Source organism: Leptotrichia sp. oral taxon 847 (genome assembly GCF_001553645.1).
Classification (GTDB): Bacteria; Fusobacteriota; Fusobacteriia; order Fusobacteriales; family Leptotrichiaceae; genus Leptotrichia.
This window is the reverse complement of sequence record NZ_CP014231.1, coordinates 1,784,756-1,806,351: the sequence shown is the minus strand read 5'-3', so window position 1 is coordinate 1,806,351 and position 21,596 is coordinate 1,784,756. Positions and strand designations below refer to the sequence as shown.

The 21,596-nt window shown below is 31.7% G+C and carries 16 protein-coding genes; all 16 read right to left on the bottom strand.

The window, feature by feature from the left end:
* Positions 1 to 91: 91 nt before the first annotated feature.
* The 16 genes from AXF11_RS10925 to AXF11_RS08325 all read right to left on the bottom strand — a co-directional run bounded on the left by AXF11_RS10925 (position 92) and on the right by AXF11_RS08325 (position 21,594).
* Complete coding sequence (locus AXF11_RS10925; RefSeq protein ID WP_231724686.1) at positions 92 to 277, bottom strand: hypothetical protein; 186 nt, start codon at positions 275 to 277, stop codon at positions 92 to 94.
* Between the two features lie 2 nt (positions 278 to 279).
* Positions 280 to 1,017, bottom strand: a complete 738-nt coding sequence (locus AXF11_RS08395; protein ID WP_231724685.1) for a pseudouridine synthase — start codon at positions 1,015 to 1,017, stop codon at positions 280 to 282.
* A 9-nt stretch (positions 1,018 to 1,026) separates the two neighbouring features.
* Entirely contained in the window at positions 1,027 to 2,130 is a 1,104-nt protein-coding gene (rodA, locus tag AXF11_RS08390; RefSeq protein ID WP_068157059.1) for a rod shape-determining protein RodA, read from the bottom strand.
* 15 nt (positions 2,131 to 2,145) lie between these two features.
* Positions 2,146 to 3,363 (bottom strand): M16 family metallopeptidase, encoded by a 1,218-nt coding sequence (locus AXF11_RS08385; RefSeq protein ID WP_068157056.1) that lies wholly within the window; start codon positions 3,361 to 3,363, stop codon positions 2,146 to 2,148.
* Between the two features lie 19 nt (positions 3,364 to 3,382).
* Positions 3,383 to 4,468 (bottom strand): LptF/LptG family permease, encoded by a 1,086-nt coding sequence (locus AXF11_RS08380; protein ID WP_231724684.1) that lies wholly within the window; start codon positions 4,466 to 4,468, stop codon positions 3,383 to 3,385.
* Between the two features lie 22 nt (positions 4,469 to 4,490).
* Positions 4,491 to 5,594 carry an LptF/LptG family permease gene (locus AXF11_RS08375; RefSeq protein WP_068157054.1) on the bottom strand — a complete coding sequence of 368 codons (1,104 nt, stop codon included), beginning with the start codon at positions 5,592 to 5,594 and terminating at the stop codon, positions 4,491 to 4,493.
* Positions 5,595 to 5,612: 18 nt separating this feature from the next.
* Complete coding sequence (locus AXF11_RS08370; protein WP_068157051.1) at positions 5,613 to 6,182, bottom strand: CvpA family protein; 570 nt, start codon at positions 6,180 to 6,182, stop codon at positions 5,613 to 5,615.
* A 12-nt stretch (positions 6,183 to 6,194) separates the two neighbouring features.
* A complete protein-coding gene (gene alr, locus AXF11_RS08365; protein WP_068157048.1) occupies positions 6,195 to 7,277 on the bottom strand; it encodes an alanine racemase in 1,083 nt (360 codons plus the stop codon).
* Positions 7,278 to 7,329: 52 nt separating this feature from the next.
* Positions 7,330 to 8,301 (bottom strand): protein translocase subunit SecF, encoded by a 972-nt coding sequence (gene secF / locus AXF11_RS08360; RefSeq protein ID WP_068157045.1) that lies wholly within the window; start codon positions 8,299 to 8,301, stop codon positions 7,330 to 7,332.
* Complete coding sequence (secD, locus tag AXF11_RS08355; RefSeq protein ID WP_068157042.1) at positions 8,294 to 9,508, bottom strand: protein translocase subunit SecD; 1,215 nt, start codon at positions 9,506 to 9,508, stop codon at positions 8,294 to 8,296. Before secD ends, secF begins: the two co-directional genes overlap by 8 nt.
* 18 nt (positions 9,509 to 9,526) lie before the next feature.
* Entirely contained in the window at positions 9,527 to 9,943 is a 417-nt protein-coding gene (gene ruvX / locus AXF11_RS08350) for a Holliday junction resolvase RuvX (RefSeq protein ID WP_068157039.1), read from the bottom strand.
* Positions 9,944 to 10,044: 101 nt separating this feature from the next.
* On the bottom strand, positions 10,045 to 12,660 hold the full coding sequence (gene alaS / locus AXF11_RS08345) for an alanine--tRNA ligase (RefSeq protein ID WP_068157036.1): 2,616 nt from the start codon (positions 12,658 to 12,660) through the stop codon (positions 10,045 to 10,047).
* A 79-nt stretch (positions 12,661 to 12,739) separates the two neighbouring features.
* A complete protein-coding gene (gene lptB / locus AXF11_RS08340; RefSeq protein WP_068157033.1) occupies positions 12,740 to 13,474 on the bottom strand; it encodes an LPS export ABC transporter ATP-binding protein in 735 nt (244 codons plus the stop codon).
* 129 nt (positions 13,475 to 13,603) lie between these two features.
* Positions 13,604 to 15,313, bottom strand: a complete 1,710-nt coding sequence (locus tag AXF11_RS08335) for a hypothetical protein (protein WP_068157030.1) — start codon at positions 15,311 to 15,313, stop codon at positions 13,604 to 13,606.
* A gap of 543 nt (positions 15,314 to 15,856) precedes the next feature.
* Entirely contained in the window at positions 15,857 to 19,042 is a 3,186-nt protein-coding gene (locus AXF11_RS08330; protein ID WP_231724683.1) for a cellulase family glycosylhydrolase, read from the bottom strand.
* A 104-nt stretch (positions 19,043 to 19,146) separates the two neighbouring features.
* Positions 19,147 to 21,594, bottom strand: a complete 2,448-nt coding sequence (locus AXF11_RS08325; RefSeq protein ID WP_068157028.1) for an LptA/OstA family protein — start codon at positions 21,592 to 21,594, stop codon at positions 19,147 to 19,149.
* Positions 21,595 to 21,596 lie beyond the last annotated feature (2 nt).

Below are 21,596 nucleotides of genomic sequence, written 5' to 3'. Positions count from 1 at the left end.
ATACCTTATTTTAATTAGAAAAAACTTTTTTTAATATTATTAAATCATATTATATAAACTTTCTTAATTTGTGAAAATAGAAAATTTCTTTCTAGATCCCATTAAAAATTTCATTTTCTATTGAAAATTTGTAGTTGTCGAAAGAAACAAAATAACAGCACAAATAAAATCTATCTCCTTTTTTACCGTACTTAGAATCCCCAATTATTGGCATACTTACACTTGCAAGCTGTGCTCTTATCTGATGCTTTCTTCCAGTTACCAAATCAATATCCAAAACTATATTTTTTTATTTTTTAATAGCTCAGAATTTTTTAAATGTGCAAGCTCTTTTTCTTTAAAATATGTGATGCTCTTTTTGGAATCCTTTGAAATTGGACTACTACTTACAACTACTCCGTTTTTTGTCGTTGTTAAATAATTTTCGATTTTAAAATTTAATTTATTTTCCTTTTTTAGATTTTCAACATTTCTATTATTATTTTGAACAATCGCAAAATATTTTTTCTTAACTTCATTATTTCTAATTTTTTCTGAAATATATCGTAAGAATTTCAAATTTTTGCAGCCAATTATGAGTCCAGATGTATCATAATCCAAGCGATTAGAAAAATTTATATTTTCATTTTCATAAATTTTTTTAAAAACTTCAGAAAGACCGTACTTGTGTCCTGTTCCTTTATGCATCGCTATTTTTTCCTTCTTATTTACAATAAAAAAATCTTCATTTTCATAAATTATCATTTTTTTATATTTTTCCATGTCTTCTTTTTTTATTTTAATTTTTTCAAAATTATTTTCATTGTTTTCAGAAGTTTTTAATATTTTTATTGTCAGAACATCGCCCAAAGAAAGTCTATAATTTTCTTTAGATTTTTTGGCATTAACTTTCACATCTCCATTTCTAATAGCTGCAAAAATTTTACTAAGAGATTCATTTTTAAACTGTTTACGCAAGTATCTATCAAGCCGCATATTTTCCATTTCAGAATTTACAACCACTTTTTTTTCTTCCAAATTTTTCTCCTAATCTGCATGAATTTTTACACTTTCAACTAATCCTATCATTACAAAAGCTGCAAGAAACGAACTTCCTCCATAACTCATAAAAAGCAACGGTTTTCCTGTAACTGGCACAAGTCCTATTGTCATTCCGACATTTACAATTACGTGCATAAAAAATACTCCTGAAATTCCATAGAGAATCAATTTCCCAAATTCATCGTGAATGACCCGAGTTATTCTCATCGTCCTGAATATAAGTCCAAAATACAATAATAAAGTCATTACCGAACCTGCAAATCCCAATTCTTCAGATAACACCGAGAAAATAAAATCTGTCTGTGCTTCTGGCAAAAATTCTAATCGGCTTTGACTTCCTTGTAAAACTCCTTTTCCAAGAACTCCTCCCGCTCCAACTGAAATTTTAGACTGAGTAACGTGCCAACCACTTTTTTTGATGTCTTTTTCTGGATTTAAAAATGCTTCCACTCTTGATTTCTGATATTCGCTAAGTACAAATCTATATACTGGATAAACAGAAAGCAAAATAACTGTTCCAATTATCCAAATTGGCTTCATGTTCGCGCCATACAAAAATATCATAAATATATAAGCTGAAACCGTAATTAAAGTTGTTCCCAAATCTGGCTGAATCAAAATCAAAAGAATAAGCGGTGAAACAGGTAAAATCGCTGTTACAATATCTGCTAAATTATTAATTCCATCTTTATATTCTTTTGCAATCCTACATGCAATCATTATGATAATTGCAATTTTCACAAATTCTGAAGGCTGCAACTGGAAAGGTCCAAGTGAGATCCAACGCTGTGCTCCCAATGTCTTCTTTCCTAAAAACCTTACAACAAGCAAAAGAACTACACATATCCCATATATATGACCAGTATATTTTTTTACTTCCCTATAATCAATAAACGATATAATAATTACTAAAATTGTCCCTATTGTAATCCACATAATATTTTTCCCAACAAATCCACCTTTTCTTGTCGCACTGTATACAAATATTGTACTAAGTGTTACAAGTGCATACGTTATTAGTAAAATTGTTTTGTCCATTTGAGAAAAACTACTTTTTATCTGTTCTAATAATCTCTGATTTTGTAACATTTTCATCTCCTAATTTTATTTTATATTTCCTAAAATTGTAATATTTTTTTTGATGTATTGATTTTTTAAAAATTTATTTATATCTTCTAACTTTACACTATTTATTTCATCTTTTAATTTTTGAGGCTTCAAAATTTTATTTTTACGGGAATAATAACTTCCAAGAATACTCATTCTTGCACGAGGATTTTCAAATGAAAACGCAATTTTACTCACATATTTATTTTTAGCCTTTTGCAGCTCTTCTTGAGAAATACCATTTTCTCTCAATTTCTCAAATTCATTTAATGTAATCTCTATTGCCTTTTCATAATTTTGAACATTTGTCCCAATGTAAGTCGACAAAACTCCTCCTGAAATATAGTATTGATTATAAGTGTAAACCGAGTAAGCAAGTCCATTTTTTTCCCGAATTTGTTGAAAAAGTCTGGAACTCATAGACCCTCCAATAATGTTTGAAGAAATATCCAAATAAACTTTGTCTTTGCTGTCATATTTTTGCCCTTCGAAAGATATGCAAATATTTACTTGATTAATGTCTTTCTTTTCAATTCTCTTTCCTTCATTAAATGAAAAATCAATTTTATCCCTTCTATCAACTTTTTTTTCGCCTAATTTATCAAAATATTCGTCAACTTTTGAAACAATTTCATTCTTGTCAAAATTTCCTGAGACTACGATAAAAATATTGTCTTTTGTGTATCTTTCACTGTAATATTTTTTTATTTTGTCAGAACTAAATCCTTTCACGCTTTCTTTTGTCCCAATAATCGGCTTTTTGTATTGACCATTTATGCAATCTCCATAATTTAACTCAAAAACTAAATCATCAGGGGTATCTTTGTACATTTTTATCTCTTCAATAACCACGTCTTTTTCTTTTTCCAGTTCATCCTTATCAATGATCGAATTTGTAACTATATCAAACAAAATGTCCACCGATTTTCCCAAAAATTCAGTCAGTGCATTTATATAAAAGACTGTTTCTTCCTTTGTCGTATGTGCATTTATACTTGCTCCGAAATAATCAATTTCACTCGATATTTCAAAATAATTTCTCTTTTTAGTCCCTTTAAAGATCATATGTTCCAAAAGATGAGAAATTCCTTCTTCATTATCACTTTCATCTCTTGAACCAGTTTTTACAAAAACTCCGACCGAACAGGTTGAAATATTTTCTAATTTATCAAAAATAATTTCTATTCCTGATTTTGTTTTAATTTTTTCCGTCATTTTTTATCCTTTCCATTCTTTAATATTCAGCATCTTTAAATAATTTTAATCCTATGACAAAAAATATTACCAGAGGTAAAAAACACGCTAAATAAATAGGTATAGTTCCAGACACAGCAAGTGAACGTAAAATTGTACTAGCTCCATAATAAGCATATCCAATAATAACCGATAATCCAATATTTACCGCAGCTCCACCTCTGACATACCTACTTCCAAGCGAAAGTCCAATAAAGCACATGACAAATGATGACAGTGAAAAAGCTATTCTATAATAAAACTCTATTCGTAAATCCAGTGAATCAGCTCCAACCCTTGTGAAATAGACAACTTTTTCCCGTAATTCAGGCATTGTCAAATTTTTTACTTTTACAGGACCTGCCAGCACATAATCCATCGAAGCTGTAAAATTCAATTTTGAGTTATCTATCGGAGTTGTCAGATTCGTTGCAAGATTATAATCTTTTAAATCAACAAATCTCCATCTGTTTGTTTTTGGATTAATTTTTGCACTTTTTGCCGTGTACATTTTTCTTATTTTTTTAAATCCCTTTTCCATCTTTATAATTATAATATCTTTCATTTCACCTGTTGCACGACTTGCAAATTCACTAAAAAGAACCGTATTCTTATCAATTTTTACAAAAACAAAATTTCTTTCAGATTTAGACTTTTGAACATCTGTTTCATTAACTTTTAGTTCTTTTAAATTTTCCTTTTTTGTATTCGATTTCCCTAAATAGCTATAATTTAACCAAAATACGCCTGCACTTATCAAAAATGAAAATATTACTGGAAATAAAACTACCCTTGCAAAACTTATTCCACTTGTCTTCATTGCAGTAACTTCCAGCTGCTTTGCCATTTTACTTATACATAGAAGACTTCCCAATAACACTCCTAATGGAGCAGTATTTGTTACAATTTCAGGGATTCCATATCTTAAGTATTTTATTGCATCATGAAACTTAAACTTCCCATCCATAATCCAACCTGTAATATTGATACTTTCTGCCAGTAAAAATATTAAAAAGAACATCATCATACCCAAAAAAAAACTTTTTATATAATTTACAATTATATATTTATCCAATCTATTTATCATTTAATATTTCTCCTTCTCTGGCTTAATTTCCCTTCATTTTTTTTATAGAAAAATAAATACAAAGTAAAAAAAGTACGAAATTTGGTGTCCACATTGCAATATTTGCTGGAATATGATTTTTTAAAACCAAAATTTTAGCATAACTAGCTAAACCAATATATCCAAAAATGACAATCAAGCTGACACCAAAGCTTATTCCTCTTCCACTTCTTTTATGCCCCACTGAAAGCAATACTCCAAGCCAACATAAAAATGTGCTTGCAAGAGGTCCGATAAGTCTTTGATAAATTTCTACCAGTGCTTTTAGTGCATTTTCCTTTTTTTCCAGATCTTTTTCTTTAATATTTGTTTTATAATATTTTTTTAATTCTTTCAAATTCATCTCTTTTCTACTTTTTTCTTTCAGTTTTTTTTCTGATCTGAAAAATGTAGTAATTGGGATTTCCTGCTGTTGATATCTTGCTTGAACGTGGCTACTTCCATCCTTTTGAAACAAATACCCGTCTACATTTTTAAATTTTATTATCCCTGGGTCAAATTTTGCATTCTCTGCTAAAAATACTATTGGATACGGATTATCTCCTCTTTTATTTATAAACAGAAAATGTTTTGCCGTTGCAGTTTTATTATTTACTTCGTCAATATAAAAGCCGAATCCTTTTTCTTCATTTGTCAAAAATATTTTTTCTTCCGTCAAGGAATTTGGTTTAGAAGCTAATATCTGCTTTGTCTGTGCGTTAATCTTTGCGAGCGCTCTGGGATTTACATAGATTTCTAAGCTCAAACCAATTATTGTAAGAATAACTCCAAAAACAAACGCTGGTCTGATTATTCTAAAAAGTCCTATCCCCGAACCTTCCATCGCAACAATTTCATTAGTTTCAGAAAGTCCACCATAAACTAGCATCACTCCTAAAAACGCTCCCATCGGTATAGTCTGGACAAGTACGCCAGGCATAGCATAACACACATAATCCACTATTGACATGGCTGGTAAATCACTCGCAAATAATTTCTCCATAACTTCCATTACGACATTTAGCATCATAATAAACGTAAATATACTAATACCAAATAGCGACGGTAAAAGTAATGAACTATAAATATATCTATCTATCGTTTTCATATTTTTTCCTTTATTTTTTTAAAATTTGAAACTGCCGTCTTTATTATTTCTTCTGTAATAATCCAGCACTTCTTTTATTTTTTCTTTTTCTTTTTTTGTTTCTGTGTAATTTTTAATGGAATATCGCATAAATTTAGGAAATAAATCTACATATTCGGGTGCAAAATCTGATACAGTTTGTATTACTTGACTCTTTTCGCACAATATTCTAACTCTTTTACTCTTCATTCCACCTATTACAACTATAGCATAAATAATTAGTACAACTAAAAACATTTTTACACCAGCAAACAACATTCCAGCTGCTCCCTCAAATTTTTTATCTATTTTTATTTTTCTCAAAAATTTTGATTTTGTAAATAAAAATATTGTAATTGTCAAATACAGTAAAAACACTAATATCATGTAGACGATCAACTGATTAGATAACGATGATTTAGATCTTTTAATCACTGTATTAAATAATAATTTTGAAATATATAAAATAAATACCCATTTAAACATATCATAAAATCCTAAAGCAAATCCATATCCGTACCCCAATACAAGAAATACTACTAACATCATTATAAATACTACGTCCAACATTATAAAAATCTCCTATTTTACATAAATTCTTGGAACTCTCTGACTGATTCCACATAAAATTTCATATGAAATCGTATTACATAATTCTGCAACTTCTGAAACGCTTATATTTTCTCCAAAAAACTCAACTACATCACCTTTTTTCACTTCATTTACTAACTCATCTGGAATATGCACTATAAGCTGATCCATGCAGACTCTTCCCACAATATTGCATCTATGTCCTTTGTAATAGACACACCCTTTGTTTGACAAATCACGTCTCACTCCGTCAGCATATCCTATTGAAACAGTCGCATAAGTCTGCCCTGCTTTTCCCAAGTAGGTATTTCCATAACTAATAAAGCTGTCATTTTTTAATGTTTTAATATAGCTAATTTTAGCAAATAGCGACATCACAGGCTTAAATTTGTAAGGTCTTGTCTCTTCGTCGGTAACACCACCATAAATTATTATTCCCACTCTTATAAAATCATATTTGTCATTTTTTAATTTTAAGCTTCCAAAACTATTTAACAGATGTTTATATTTAACTGACGGCAATTTTGAAATTATTTTTTTACTAATTTCTTCAAAGTTTTTCTCTTGAAACTCAGTATATTTTTCATCCGTATCTGAAGATGAAAAATGTGAAAAAATTCCAATTGGTTTGACAAATTTACAATTTCTTAGTTTTTCTATTAATTCATCAATTTCATATTTTTGAAACCCAACTCTTCCCATTCCTGTATCTACTTTTAAAAAAACATTCGTTGGAATCTGAGATTTTTCCAAATATCTGATTTCTTCAAAATCGGTAACCATAAAATAAATATTTTTTTCAGAAATTTTATCCATATATTCATATTCTATCGGTCCTAATATAAGAACGCTCACATCCTCATCAAACTCTTTTATTTTCAGTGCTTCTTCCGCGGTAGCAACAGCGAAATGCTTGATTCCTTTCTCAATCAACGACTCACATATTTTTAACATTCCATGTCCGTAAGCATCTGCTTTCACAACCGCTATCATCTTTTCCTTTGGCGCCACTTTTTCAATTTCGTCTATATTGTGATATAGATTTTTAATGTTTATTTCCGCCCAACATCGCATTTTAAATTCACCTCTATAATTATTATAGGAGCAAAAAGCCCCTATTTTATGATTAAACTAATACTTTGTCCTTTTCGTCATATCCGTTTACTGTTTTAGTTGTTCCAGTTGATTTTTCCTGTTTTTTATCATTATTTTTATTTTTTTTCATTTTTCTCATCAAATATACTAGTGGACTTGCAACAAATATTGATGAATAAGTACCAAACAACATTCCTAAAAATAATGTCATGCTAAAAGTTTTTAGCGAGTCTCCACCGAATATAAGTAACACTATAACTGAAAATAATGTAGTTAGCGAAGTATAAATTGAACGAGTAAATACTTGATTTATCCCTGTTTCAACAATTTCTGAAAAAGGTTTATTTTCTCTATTTTTTTTGTTTTTCTTTTCATTTTCACGAATTCTGTCAAACACTACAATCGTATCATTTATTGAATATCCTAAAATCGTTAAAATTGCAGCAACAAACGGAGTATCAATTTCGTATCTAAAAAGCGCAATAAGTCCAAATGAAATAATTACGTCATGAAGCAGTGCCAAAATTCCAGCAATCGCATATACCAGTTCAAATCTTATAGTTATGTAAATCACAATAAATATACTTCCAATTAAAAGTGCTTTTATTGCATTTACAGTCAATTCCTTTCCAATTACTGCTCCAACTGTGTCATCTTTTGTAATTTCATATTTTCCAGTGTTTTTTTCAAGCTGTGTTAACATTTCACTTTTTTGTGCATCTGTCAATTGACTTGTTCTAATTATAACACTATTATCTGTTTCTGAAAACTGAACTCTTTTTGTTTTTAGTTGTGGAATCGCACTTATCAAACTATTCAATGTTCCATTCACTTTTATCTGTTCCACTTTTTGTGGATATTTTAATTGAATAAGATTTCCACCTTTAAAATCTATTCCCAAATTTAATTTTATAGTAAAAAGAAATATTATGGACAATATTACCATTATTGCTGAAAATGATAAATAATATTTTTGATGTTTTATCACTCGAAATTTAGTCATTTTTTGGAACTCCCTTCCAGAACAGCTGTTCTTTTTTCAAATTAAATGTTTTTACTACAAAACGAAGTATTACTTTTGAAACGAATACCGCCGTTATTATTGTAACAACAACCCCAAGCGATAAGGTTACGGCAAATCCTTTTATTGGTCCTGTTCCCAAGAAAAATAGGACTGCTGCTATTAATAATGTCGTTATATTTCCATCAATTATCGCTGGAAGAGCGTTACTATATCCTTTTTCTATAGCATCGTGAAGGGAATCTCCCTGCGCCATCTCTTCTTTTATTCTTTCATATGTAATTACATTCGAGTCGACTGCCATTCCAAGTGTCAAAATAAACCCTGCAATTCCTGGAAGTGTCAATGCCGCTCCAACCATACTAAGTGAAGCCATAACCAAAAATCCATTTATAAGTAGTGCAATATCTGCCACAATTCCAGGTATTTTATAAATTGCTATCATAAAAATCGAAATTGCTATCATCGCAATTACTCCAGCTATTTCAGTCTTTTTGATTGAATCCACTCCAAGTGTTGCTCCAACTGTTCTATTTTCAACAATTTTTATTTCCACAGGAAGTGCACCAGATTTTAATAAATTTGCCAAATCGTTTGCTGATTCCATTGTAAAGTTTCCACTTATACTTCCACTCCCACCTGCAATTTCTTCATTAATTCGAGGTGCTGACTGTTCTTTTCCGTCAAGCATAATCGCAAGTTGTTTACCTTTATTTTCCCTTGTAATTTTTGCAAATTTTTCAGCTCCATCAGAAGTTAGCTCAAAAGTTACAACTGGACGGCTCAAATTATCTTGTCCAATTCCCGCATTTTTAAGCGCCGAACCTTCTAAAAGTGTTGGTCCGTAATTTCCATTTGCATCTTTTATTTTAAATTCCAGCTTTGCTGTTGTTCCTATTAAATCAACCGCTTTTTTAGGGTCTTTAATTCCCGCAAGTTCCACGATTAATTTATCGTCCCCGCTTATTTGAATTACAGGTTCTGATACTCCAAGGCTATTTACCCTTCTTTCAATAATGTCTCTTACTTTATTCATCGTATCTTTGTCAATTTTCCCTTGTGCTTGCAATACAACTGAAGTTCCTCCACGTAAATCCAGTCCCAGCTTTATTTTGTTCATCGACAAGATGATAGCTGGAACAACAAGTATAATAAGTAGCCAAATATAGTGCTTTTTACTATTTTCCATTTTAAAATCCTTTCTTTTTTATTTTAATGTATCTAAATATTTTTGTAAAATTATCGAGGCTGCCACCATATCCACAACTTTTCTTCGCTCTCTTCCATTTTTTTTAGAATAATTTTTTAAATAATGCTCAGCTTCCGTCGTTGTGTACCTCTCATCCATAAAAATAATCTGAATCTTAGGTATTTCTTTTTTTAATTCTTCCACAAACTCTTCGACTTTTTCAACTTGCCTTTTTTTACTTCCGTCCAGACTTTTTGGAAGACCAACAACTACTTTTTTTGTATTTTCGTCATTTAATATTTCCTTTATTCGAGAAACAGGATTGGTTTTATTTCTATCAATCACTTCTAGTGCCGTTGCAAGTATTCCCAAAGGATCACATTTTGCGACCCCAATTCTCACATCACCGACATCAAGTCCAATAAATTTTTTCATTTTTTTCTCATTTCTAGGTTTATTCAATATATCTATTTAAGTAACTTATAAATTTACAACCCATTTTATAACAAAATGTTTTTCTTCTTTAGAAACACAATTTACAATTTTTCTTTTGTAAATTCCAAAGCTTTTTTAACTGCTTCTTTTACTGCGTTTCCATTTTTCCCACCAGCTTGTGCAAAATCAGGTCTTCCTCCACCATTTCCACCGGCAACTACAGCTGCTGTCTTCACGATTTCTCCTGCTTTAACTTTTTTAGTCAAATCTTTTGTAACTCCTACGACAAATACTGCTTTTTCACCATTATTTGCTCCCAAAATTACAATTCCACTTTGCAGTTTTTCTTTTCCTCTGTCCACAATTTCCTTTAAGTTATCAATACTTTTATCTTCAAATGTTTTAGCCAATATTTTTACACCAGAGATTTCTTCAACATCGCCAAACATACTTTCCATTTCATATTTTATAAGTCTACTTTGTAATTTTTCCTTTTCTTTAACTATTTCCTTTGCTTCTTTTACATATTTTTTGGCAATTTCTACAACATTTTTTTCATCCGTTTTAAGCAGTGCTGAAAGTTCTGCAAGTTTTTCTTCTAAATTATTTACATAATCTAAACTTCTATGTCCAGTTGTCGCTGTAATTCTTCTAACTCCAGATGAAATTCCACTTTCAGATTCTATATTGAAAAGTCCAATTTCCCCAGTCGATTTAACGTGCGTTCCACCACACAATTCAATTGAAAATCCAGGAATTTCCACAACTCTAACCACATCTCCATATTTATCAGAAAACAACGCCATAGCTCCTCTATTTTTAGCATCTTGTATATTTTCATAACCAATTTTTACTGGAATGTTTGCCAAAATTATGTCATTTGTGTCTTTTTCTATTTTTTCAATCATTTCTTTTGAAATTGCTTCAAAATGTGAAAAGTCAAATCTTAATTTTTCCGCATCCACAAGCGACCCTGATTGCTCTATGTGACTTCCCAGATTTTCTCTTAGAACTCTGTGTAAAATATGTGTTGCAGTGTGATTTCTCTGAATATCCTTTCTATTTTTCACATTAATTTTCAATTCCGCTTCTGTCCCCACAACTGGTGCAATTCCTTTTACAACTTCAATTTGATGAACAAAAATATCTTTTTTCTTAGCAACTCCAACAACTTTTCCTTCAAATTCTCCAGCAGTTACCGTTCCCGTATCAGAAACCTGTCCGCCTGACTCCGCATAAAACGGCGTTTTATCAAAAATTACTTCATAACCCGAAATTCCTTCACTTTTAGCAATATGCAAAATTTTTCCTTTGTCCTCATATTTTTCATATCCTGTAAATTCAGTTTTTCCGTGTTTTTCAAAAAATTTATCAATAAATTCATCTTTTATCATATCTGAAACTGTAACTCTACTATTTTTCGATCTTTGTACTTGCTCTTCCAGTTTTTTATTAAACTCTTCCTCAGAAACTTCATACCCTTGATTTTGCAAAATCAATTCTGTAAGCTCAAAAGGCAGTCCAAATGTATCATATAATTTAAATGAAGCATCAGCAGAAAGCTTTTTAATTCCTGCTTTATCCATTTTTTCAATTTCTTCAGCCAACATTTCAATTCCATTTTTTAGTGTTAGTGCAAATCTTTCCTGTTCAAGTCTCAAAACTTTTTCGATATATTCCTGTTTTTCCACCAGATCTGGATAAGCCTCTTTCATATTTTCCACGACATAAGGTACTAATTTATACAAGAACAGATCATCTTTTGTTATTTCTAAATTCTGCTTTGCAACAATTCCAGCACCAAAAGCTCGTCTTATGATTTTTCTTAAAATATATCCACGACCTTCATTTGACGGCAAAACTCCATCCGCTATTAAAAATACTGATGCTCTTATGTGATCTGCAATAACTTTTACCGTGATATCAAAATCTTCTTTTTTTATACCTAAGACTGTTTCAATTCCTTTTATTATTGGCATAAATATATCAGTTTCAAAGTTATTATCTTTGTTTTGAACAACTGAAGCAATTCTTTCAAGTCCTGCTCCCGTATCAATATTTTTTTGTGGAAGCGGCACTAAACTTCCGTCTTCAAGTCTATTCCACTCAGTAAACACGAGATTCCAGATTTCTAAAAATCTATCTCCTTCATCTCCCGGCTTACTATTAATTTCTTCGTTATTTTCCCCCATTCTTAGAGTATCGTAGTAAATTTCACTACACGGACCACAAGAACCAATAGGCCCTGCTGCCCACCAGTTATCTTCTTCCCCAAGCCGAACTATTCTCTCAGCCGGAACTCCAATATGTTTATTCCAAATTTCATACGCTTCATCATCCGTTGTAAATACTGATACATAAAGTCTTTCAGGATCTAATTTCAAAACTTTTGTTATGTATTCCCAAGACCATTCAATTGCTTCTTTTTTGAAATAATCTCCAAACGAAAAATTTCCAAGCATTTCAAAAAAAGTGTGATGTCTGGGAGTTCTTCCTACATTTTCCAAATCATTTGTCCTTATACATTTTTGATAAGTCGTTATTCTTGGAAACGGCGCTTGCTTTTCCCCTAAAAAAAATGGCTTAAACGGAACCATCCCAGCGACTGTCAAAAGTAAACTTTTATCATCAGGTATCAGCGATGCACTTTCAAAATGTTTATGCTCTTTCGTTTTAAAATAATCAATAAAACTTTTTCTCAATTCATTTCCTGTCATTTTTTTTAATTTCTCCTTTATTCTTAACATTTTTAACCGTAAAAGCAAAAACTTTTACATAATTATTCTATTTTCTTATTTAATCCAACTTAAATTTATCTCCCAAATAAACTCTTCTCGCAGTTTCATCTTCTGCAATTTGCTTACTTGTACCCGAAATTAAAATTGTTCCTTCTGCCATTATATACGCTCTTTCGGTGATTCTAAGTGTTTCACGCACATTGTGATCAGTTATCAAAATTCCAAGTCCACGCTCTTTTAACTGCATTATTATATTTTGAATGTCTTCCACTGCAATCGGATCAACTCCTGCAAAAGGTTCATCAAGTAATATAAAATCAGGATTTGTAGAAATCGTTCTAGCAATTTCAACCCTTCTTCTCTCTCCACCTGATAGTGCGTAACCCAGACTGTTTGCTACATGTGATAATTTAAACTCCTCAATAAGACTTTGCGTTGTAGCAATTCTTTCTTTCTTGTTCACACCACGCATCTCTAAAACCGAAATTATATTTTCTTCAACTGTTAAATTTCTAAAGACTGAAGCTTCTTGTGGCAAATACCCAAGACCAAGCCTTGCTCTTTTATACATTGGAAAATTTGTAATTTCTTCTCCGTTATACATCACACGACCGTAATTTGGTCTGACAATTCCCGTAATCATATAAAACGTTGTTGTTTTTCCTGCACCATTTGGTCCTAAAAGTCCTACGACTTCACCTTTTTCCATAGCAAGACTGACATCTTTAACAACTTCTCGCTTTTTATATATTTTTTTTAAACTATCAGCTTCTATACTGATTTTTCTGGCCATTTTTTTCTCCTCTCTAAAAACTGACATTTATAAAAGTCGAAAAAGCCAGAAGTTTTCAGCACTTTTTCAACATATATTTAATGTTTTTTTACATATCTTGGATACTTTTAGAAATCAAATAAACATAACTTATAGTCTATTGGGTGTCAAATTACTAATTATATCTATAGCATCCTTTTCAGATATAGTTTTATTACTTTCTCCTTTTATTTTATCCTCAGAATATTTTACGTTTTCTACATTATTGTTTCCTTTCAGATTACTAATTATATCTATTCTATCTTCCTCAGGTATATCATAACTATAGGTTGTTGCTTCGTCTTCTTTTATTATTTCATTTTCAAAATGTTTTTTGTTTTTTGCAGTACTACTTCTAGAAGTTAAAATATTGTCATTTTTTCCTTTTAAATTACCAGCTATGTTTATTCTGTCTTCTTCAGGCACACTGTTATAAGCATACGCTGCTGTTTTTACCTCTTTTATTTTTGGCTTATTCTTGATACTTCCCAGTCTGTATCCTAATCTTATGCCGAATGTATCAATTTTACTTTTAACTTTTATAGGATTAATTGTGTCTTTTGGCTCATATTTAAAATTTGATCTTTCATAAAGAGCTTCTAGGGAAATTGGACCTAACTCCGTACCTAATCCTCCTGCATAATAAAGCCCACCACGAAGATCCTTTTTATTAAAATTTTCTTCCTTTATTTCACCATATACATATCCTACTCGTCCAACAGCGTAAAGCAGATTGTTTCCCTTATTATTTACCAAATTAATTTTTGTTGTAGCGTAAGCAGGATAAGTTCTTAAAACGTGCTTTTCCTCTTTATTGTTAAAAAAAGGAGAAATATCAAGGAATCTTTGCTCTACACCCAATCCTAGTTCAACAGCTCCCTGATTATCAAATAAATATTCCAACCCGACAACAGGCATTCCTTTAACATCAAAATCTGATTTTGCAGACTGCCATTTATTATTTTTCATACCCGTTCCCAAAAATTGCTTTGGATGAACATTGTATCTGTCCTTGAAATTATATCCTACATTTAATCTAAGTTCCCCGCCATTCCACTTTCTTTTCATAATTTTGTCTGTAGTATACTGCATATCTCCAGTTTTAGCAAAAATATCTGTTCTGAAAGGATCAAAAGGCACAACATCATTTTTTTTCTTTGGTAAATTTTTAATATTTCCAATACTGTATCCTATTCTTACACCAACTGTATTTATATTATCTTTGGTCTTTTTAAAATTATTTAGGGTACTTATATTATTTCTGTTTATATTACCTAAATTTACTTTATCGTATCGTAAATTTGATCTTTCATATAAAGCTTCTACGGAAATTGGTCCAACTTGAGTACCTAAACCACCTGCATAATAAAGTCCACCACGAAAATTTTTATCTTTTAAATCTTCTTTATTATCTTTTCCAGCTTTGGCATAAGCATATCCCCCTCTTCCAATAAGATAGAGTAAGTCATTTCCAGCTTTAGAAGTTATTAAATTATATTTACCTGTCAGATACATCGGTGTTATTTCGTACATTCTCATTTCATTTTTATCTTTTAAGGCTGAAGATTTTACAGAAAATTTATGTTCTGCACCGATTCCTAATTCGAGTCTTCCCTGATTATCAAATAGCCACTCAATTCCCGCAACAGGACCATTTTTAAATTTATAATCATAATTGGTGTTAGAAAGTCCTTTTTGATGTTTAGTTAAATCATTTTTATACGCTCTGTCAAAATCCCAACCCCCATTTATTTTAATTTCCTGACCCATTGCCGTAATCGTTGATAGCATCATTGTACTTAAAATATGTAATTTTTTCATATTTCCGTTCTCCTTTTTTTTGCAAATGTCTTTTTTATGATTTCACACCAAAAATCTATAAAAAATTATAAAAAATATTATATAATGTTATATCTAATGTTATATTTTAACTGAAATTATCTTTTTTATCAAATACATTTTACTAAATTTCTTAGAATTTTTCAAGAAAAAAATATTAATTTCAATTACCTTTAATACGTTAAGCTCTCTGTATAGGAATCCTCGTGTCTAGAAATATTTCAAAAAATTTTTAAAAATTCAAATATGCTTTTTTTATCTTCTAAATATATTAATATTTAATCAGTTTATATTTTTTAAATTCTTAAAAATAAATTTGTTTTTCTAATAAATAAAAAGGAAACTGTTTCACAAAATTATTCTTGTGAGACAGCCCCTTTTTTATCCAAAGCTAAATTTTCTAGTTTGAAAAAAATTTAAAACTTATATTGACTGTGGTCTTTCACTATCTTTGCATGTATTCAAAATAATTTTTAGTACTCATCTATTACCATACTAAGACTTTATTATTTATTCTTTTCATCACTATTTCTGGTACAAACGCACATAATCAATCTCTGTGGTTTGAACTGGGAATGGAGCTCCGTCAGAAGGCGGATTCAAGCCAGGTTCCCATTCTACATAGTCATTAATAATGAAATGCCATCTATCATTTTCGAATCCTTGTTTAACCAAAGAAGAAGGAATATTTAACTTACTATAATCTTCATCTGGCATAGTTGAAAGATAACTTCCATACTGATCGTATCGAGTACTGTCAACTACACTGATACGTCTAGCATCTTGAATACGATAATGAACTACAGGAGCCAATCTTCCATCCATATAATAACGTACTTTGGTTCCATCATACTCAATTGTCCAAACGTGCCATTCATCTGTTAACGGTTTAGAACCCGAACCAACACGGTTTTCTAAACGATGCGTAAATCCACGAGGAGTCCATTCATGATTAGTTTGGCTATAATAACAACTGATGTTAGATGCAGGCCATCCATAATCAGGTGTAGACGCAAACCATTCCAAAATCAATAGTGAACCATAAGGAGCATTTCCACCAGGAACTTTGCAGGCAGGTGTATCCACATCATTTCGCTGTTTCTGCATCCAAAGAGCTGTACGCATTCCTTGCAAATGATTCCAATTCATTTTAGCACGTATTTCTGCACGGAACGGTTTAGAGGCATCCACAATATTACCAGATTCTAGTCTACCACTTGAATATTGAGTAACTTTACCTGCAGGACATACACCTGTAGTGGCATTTGCATCAGTTAAAGGATCACCTTTTCTGTTGACACAATGACGTCGTGTAGTAAGTATTGCGTGATCACCATCTAAACTGATACTGCTTGGCAAATAAGTCAAATGGCTACCCAAATGATTGATAATTCTTTTACTTACCCAATCAGAAGGAATATTTCTGTCTTTAAATTCCCAACATTTTACACTCTTCCATTGTCCTGAAGCATCAGTTGCACTATCACATCCATTTGTAAGTGGAGCTGGAGTAGGTGCTGGTGCCGGATGATTATTATTAATGAATCTTCGGATTACATCCACTGCTTTTTTTTCAGTGCCGTCTGATTTCCAAATTCCAAAATAATTTTCAGGATCTGCTGCATCCAGTATATCAGGACGTCCATTATGATCAGTATCAATGTTCGCATCAGGAACACCATCTCCATTTGTATCAATATTTACGTCAAGCCATCCATCACCATTACTGTCCCTATCTAATATTCCCGAAGTAATGTAAGGCTTTCTGTCTTTTGCCTGATAAAAAATAAGAGGCCCATATATATTTGATTTTTGATATTGATCTAAAATTTTACTTATCACATTAGCTTGTTTTGTTTCTTCAACACCTGGATATGCAGCATCTATTCCCACTTCTGTTATCCATATTTTTTTATTTCCATCACCGTGTTCTGACATTATCTGATATAATGTTTTTTCTCCTCCTCCAGGTGCTACAACATCACCTATCATGTTTGCCCAGCCATTATCCCGAAAAGTTCTGGCATAAATTCCGTAAGGATGGTGCGACAAACCATCAAAATAGCCTTTCGCCCCAGCTCCGTACATTCTTTCTAAAAATTCCATAGGTCCAACATATCCTGTTGCGCTATTACTAGCACCTACTGTCATTCCACCCGCCATAACATTTACATCATTATGAGCATCATGCGCTGCTGTATACGCTATTTTTAGTAAATCAGTATAATGTTCAGGATTCGGTCTAGGATTTTGAATAGTATCATGCCAAAATTCTGGATTTCCTGGTTCATTCCAAAATTCATAGTCTATTACTCCCTTTGGAGCATATCTTTTTACTAATGCACTTACAAAATTTGAGAACTCATTATTATACTGTGGAAGCGGTGCAAACGAAGCAACCCACATTTTTCTTGCATTTAATGCATTTTTTTGAGCAGCTGAAAGACTGTCCGCTCCTGTTGCCCATTCTGGAGCACCACTTATCTGCATTAAAACTTTCAAGTTATATTTTCTTGCAAGAGCAACGGCGTCATCTATATCCTGCCAGTCATATCCTCCATTTTTCTGAGATTGAATTCTATTCCACGAAGCTGTGATTCTTACCCATTGAAATCCCACTCTTGCTGCTTTTGAATAAGAGTCTTCTGCTTCTTGAAGATTACTTCTCCAAAATGGATTAACAGGTTGTATTCCAATTCCTCTCACATTATGTATCTTTGAATCTTCTTTTTTCCGTTTTTTAGGGTTAGAATTATCATCTCCACCTTTTTGAGGCTTAAATTTATTGTTTCCGCCACCACCTTTTTTAGGTTTAGAAGTGCCATTACCTCCTCCACCTCCGCCGTGATGTCTAGTCGCACCAATAATTGCTCCAACAGCAGGAACAGCTCCGCCAATAATAGGTACAACAGGCGATACTCCGCCTATACCTCCTCCTGACAGTCCCGTACTTCCACCTGATTGTCCTACCGTTCCAACAACATTGTTCACTGGCGCTACTGTCGTATCTGAACAATTTAATATTACTGCATCATTATTCTCGGGATTGTCTGGAAAAACCTTATTTCCGTCAATGACTCTAACTATATTTGAACATTTTAATGTTATTTCATTAGAATTTACTGTTCCACTATTGTTTATTGCTGTTTCATTTTTTGCCAGATTTTCAGACGTACTTTCTTCAGATACACTAGAACATTTTAATATTATGTCATTTGTACCTCCGGTGTCTAATAATGGTATTTCAGTTTTATTTACATTTTTTACCGTATTTGTACATTTGAGCTGTACTCCATTAATACTTCCAATGTTACCCATTTGAAGCAATTCATTTGCATTAATTATCCTAACTAGGTTTGAACACTTCAATATCTTTTCATTGGAATTTTCACTTTTCCCTGCTTCACCTGTCGTATTTTCACTTGTGTTTAAACATTCTAATAATATATCTTTGGAATTAACTTTATTTGTTCTATTCAAATTTTCACTGTTATTTTCATAATTTAAACATTTTAAAAATATGTTATTTCCATTATTTAGGGACGTTCCGATTCCCTGTACACTCCCTTGTGCCACATTTGAACAGTTTAACAATATCTCGCTACTGTTTTTTATTTCATTTGCCGAAGATGTTACATTTTCTACATTTTCAGCCATTAATGAAAAACTTATACAAATTAAGAGTAACCCCCTAACTATAAATTTTACCATTTTGTATCTCCTTTCTCTAATTAACATTTCAACTTTGTCTTTTGTGTTTTTATAAATTTTAACATACTATAAAAAACTATTTTTATTTTTTTTAATGAATCAAATTATTCTCCTTTCTCAAAATCTTTTTCATATTGAACTCCGTCATAATCTAACGTTGCAGTATGCTTGTTACCTTTCTTAGACCATTTTACTGGCACATCTATTGCTTTTTTATGAACATTTATTTTCACTGTCGACGGTAAATTTTCTCCAGTTTCTGGAAAATAGATGTTGTCCGCTGCACGTGATAACATTTCTTTTGTGCTTTCAGATGGTACCGACTTATTGAAGTTTTTTTCAGCTGTATCAGTTCCCGCTTTTGCTTTGGCATTAATTGCAACTTCTTTAGCCTTTCCGCCATAAAATGATTTGTTCATTTTTCCACTGACCGACATCAGTGCCGAATTTGATGATTTCCATCTTATCGATACAGGCACTCCATTTGAAGCCGTCATTGCTTTTGGTAAAACTGCCTTTCCATTTTGCTCGTTAACTGCCAATCTATTTATAACCTCTTGCACTGCTGCAACATTTTTGGGATCTGATTTATTTTGCTCATAGCCACCATTATTTACATCATACTGCATCTGGATATTTCCATAATTTTCAAGTACCCTGTTTCTTATATCATACATTGCCTCTTTCGAAGAAATTATCGTCTTTCCTTGATAAGTTACGACATGTCCGTTTAATTTTATTTTTTTGTCTTTCAAATAAATTGTCGCTTTATCGGCACTTGTATTTATTGTTTTAAACTGTGGAAGCGTACTTACAATTTTAACGTTGTTTCTGGCGTATCCTTCTTGTTTATTCATATCCATATACAAATAATTTGCAGTCATTTTTGTATTGTTTTTAAAATCAACCATTACTTTATCTCTTGCAAGAATTAAGTTTCTTAATGAATCCATTTCGTTGTACTGTGAATCAAGCGTAATTTCTTTATAGGTCATATGAACATTTTCTTTGATTTCAGTACGGGTGATACTCATATTATTTCCTTTTTTATGTTTAACAAAATAAATTTTTGCAGTATTTCCTCTAAAATGTACAGCTTCTGATTCCACAAGCGGTCTTGGATCATTTGCCAAATCTTTTACATTTCCACGAATTTTACCAGTTACGTGTCCGTCAAACCTAAATTCCTTTTTCTCAAAACTTCCCTGACCTTTATCCGCAGAAATTCTATCTCCTTGAACACTTGTCATAACCATTTTATTTGCAAAAATATCTTTTGAAATCGTATTCATCGTACCATTTTCTCCGTGAACTGCAAAATTTTGCTTTCTTACATTAAAAGGTCCATTCATTGTGGCAGCCCCTGTTGGGAAGACGTAAACAAGTCCTGTTCCATCCATTTTATAATCATCGTAATTTGCTGTATAGTAGTCGTTTGTCGTCATAGTATGCGTTTTTAGATCATAAACTCCACTTCTGTAGGTCCCTGTTGTTTTTCGTGGTAAATAATTGTAAGTTCCGTTTCCGTCACCGTTTATTATTTGAGCAACTTTGTCATAAAATACATGATCTCCTGTAATTATCATAGTTTTTCCCGTATAAACAACATGCCCTCTCCCATCAACTTGCTTTTTATCGACAAAATATACAGCACTATCTGCTGTAACGACACTTTCTTTCCCTGTGTAAACGACGTGTCCATTTCCATTAATTTGTTTTTTCTTGATAAAATACACAGCTGTATCTGCTTTGATTACACTTTCTTTTCCTGTATAAACTACGTTTCCAAAGCCTTCAACTCTTTCATTCTCGTCATCTTTCATATAGTAGTCCGCCTTTTGGGCGTCCAATTTATTTTCTGGGTCTTTATAATGTACATGTCCTTCAGCATTTCCTATTTGGTTAAGCTGGTCATATCGCATTTTGTCAGCTGCTAGCACTCTTTTTGTCTTTTCTTCCGTATAAACGACATGTCCTTCAGCAAGACTCACTTTTGTCGGATCATTATAAGTCATTTTATCCGTAGTCATTTTCTTTTTATCCTTGTTGTTTACATAACTTACATGTCCTGTTGCAACTATATCCTGAAAAGTTGTTGTTGTTTCGACTTTATCCGCTTCAGAAACTGTTTTATCTACATTATTTATAAGTTTTGTCCGAACTGGAGAAATCAACTTGTCACCTTGTTTTTTATATTCTGCCCGCTCGGTATAAATTTCCCACTTTTTATCCTTTGTCGCTCCCACGACTTTTCCAGTCAAAAGCGCATCATACGTCTTTGTATTTACTTCTCCCTCTTTTCCAGAAATAAGCATTTTTTTCTTAACCAAATCAATTATAACTTTTTTAAATCTTACAACTTCATCACCTTCAGAACCTATCTGCTCATCGGCATAGACTATTACTTCATCTTTTAATCTATACACAACTTTTTTAGCTTTCATATCTTTTTGCATCTGTTCTAATGGAGATGGAATTTTTTTAAAAAATACGGCATATATAAAGTATAACAATATTAAAAGCAACACTCCATAAATTATTTTTTTCCACATTT

Excerpts from the sequence above, each read along its gene's own strand:
- AXF11_RS08325 (WP_068157028.1), bottom strand. The coding sequence starts at position 21,594 with ATGTGGAAAAAAATAATTTATGGAGTGTTGCTTTTAATATTGTTATAC.
- AXF11_RS08370 (WP_068157051.1), bottom strand. The coding sequence starts at position 6,182 with ATGTTGGACGTAGTATTTATAATGATGTTAGTAGTATTTCTTGTATTG.
- AXF11_RS08335 (WP_068157030.1), bottom strand. The coding sequence starts at position 15,313 with ATGAAAAAATTACATATTTTAAGTACAATGATGCTATCAACGATTACG.
- alaS (WP_068157036.1), bottom strand. The coding sequence starts at position 12,660 with ATGACAGGAAATGAATTGAGAAAAAGTTTTATTGATTATTTTAAAACG.
- AXF11_RS08380 (WP_231724684.1), bottom strand. The coding sequence starts at position 4,468 with ATGATAAATAGATTGGATAAATATATAATTGTAAATTATATAAAAAGT.
- ruvX (WP_068157039.1), bottom strand. The coding sequence starts at position 9,943 with ATGAAAAAATTTATTGGACTTGATGTCGGTGATGTGAGAATTGGGGTC.
- AXF11_RS08385 (WP_068157056.1), bottom strand. The coding sequence starts at position 3,363 with ATGACGGAAAAAATTAAAACAAAATCAGGAATAGAAATTATTTTTGAT.
- secD (WP_068157042.1), bottom strand. The coding sequence starts at position 9,508 with ATGGAAAATAGTAAAAAGCACTATATTTGGCTACTTATTATACTTGTT.
- secF (WP_068157045.1), bottom strand. The coding sequence starts at position 8,301 with ATGACTAAATTTCGAGTGATAAAACATCAAAAATATTATTTATCATTT.
- rodA (WP_068157059.1), bottom strand. The coding sequence starts at position 2,130 with ATGTTACAAAATCAGAGATTATTAGAACAGATAAAAAGTAGTTTTTCT.
- lptB (WP_068157033.1), bottom strand. The coding sequence starts at position 13,474 with ATGGCCAGAAAAATCAGTATAGAAGCTGATAGTTTAAAAAAAATATAT.
- AXF11_RS08330 (WP_231724683.1), bottom strand. The coding sequence starts at position 19,042 with ATGGTAAAATTTATAGTTAGGGGGTTACTCTTAATTTGTATAAGTTTT.
- AXF11_RS08375 (WP_068157054.1), bottom strand. The coding sequence starts at position 5,594 with ATGAAAACGATAGATAGATATATTTATAGTTCATTACTTTTACCGTCG.
- alr (WP_068157048.1), bottom strand. The coding sequence starts at position 7,277 with ATGCGATGTTGGGCGGAAATAAACATTAAAAATCTATATCACAATATA.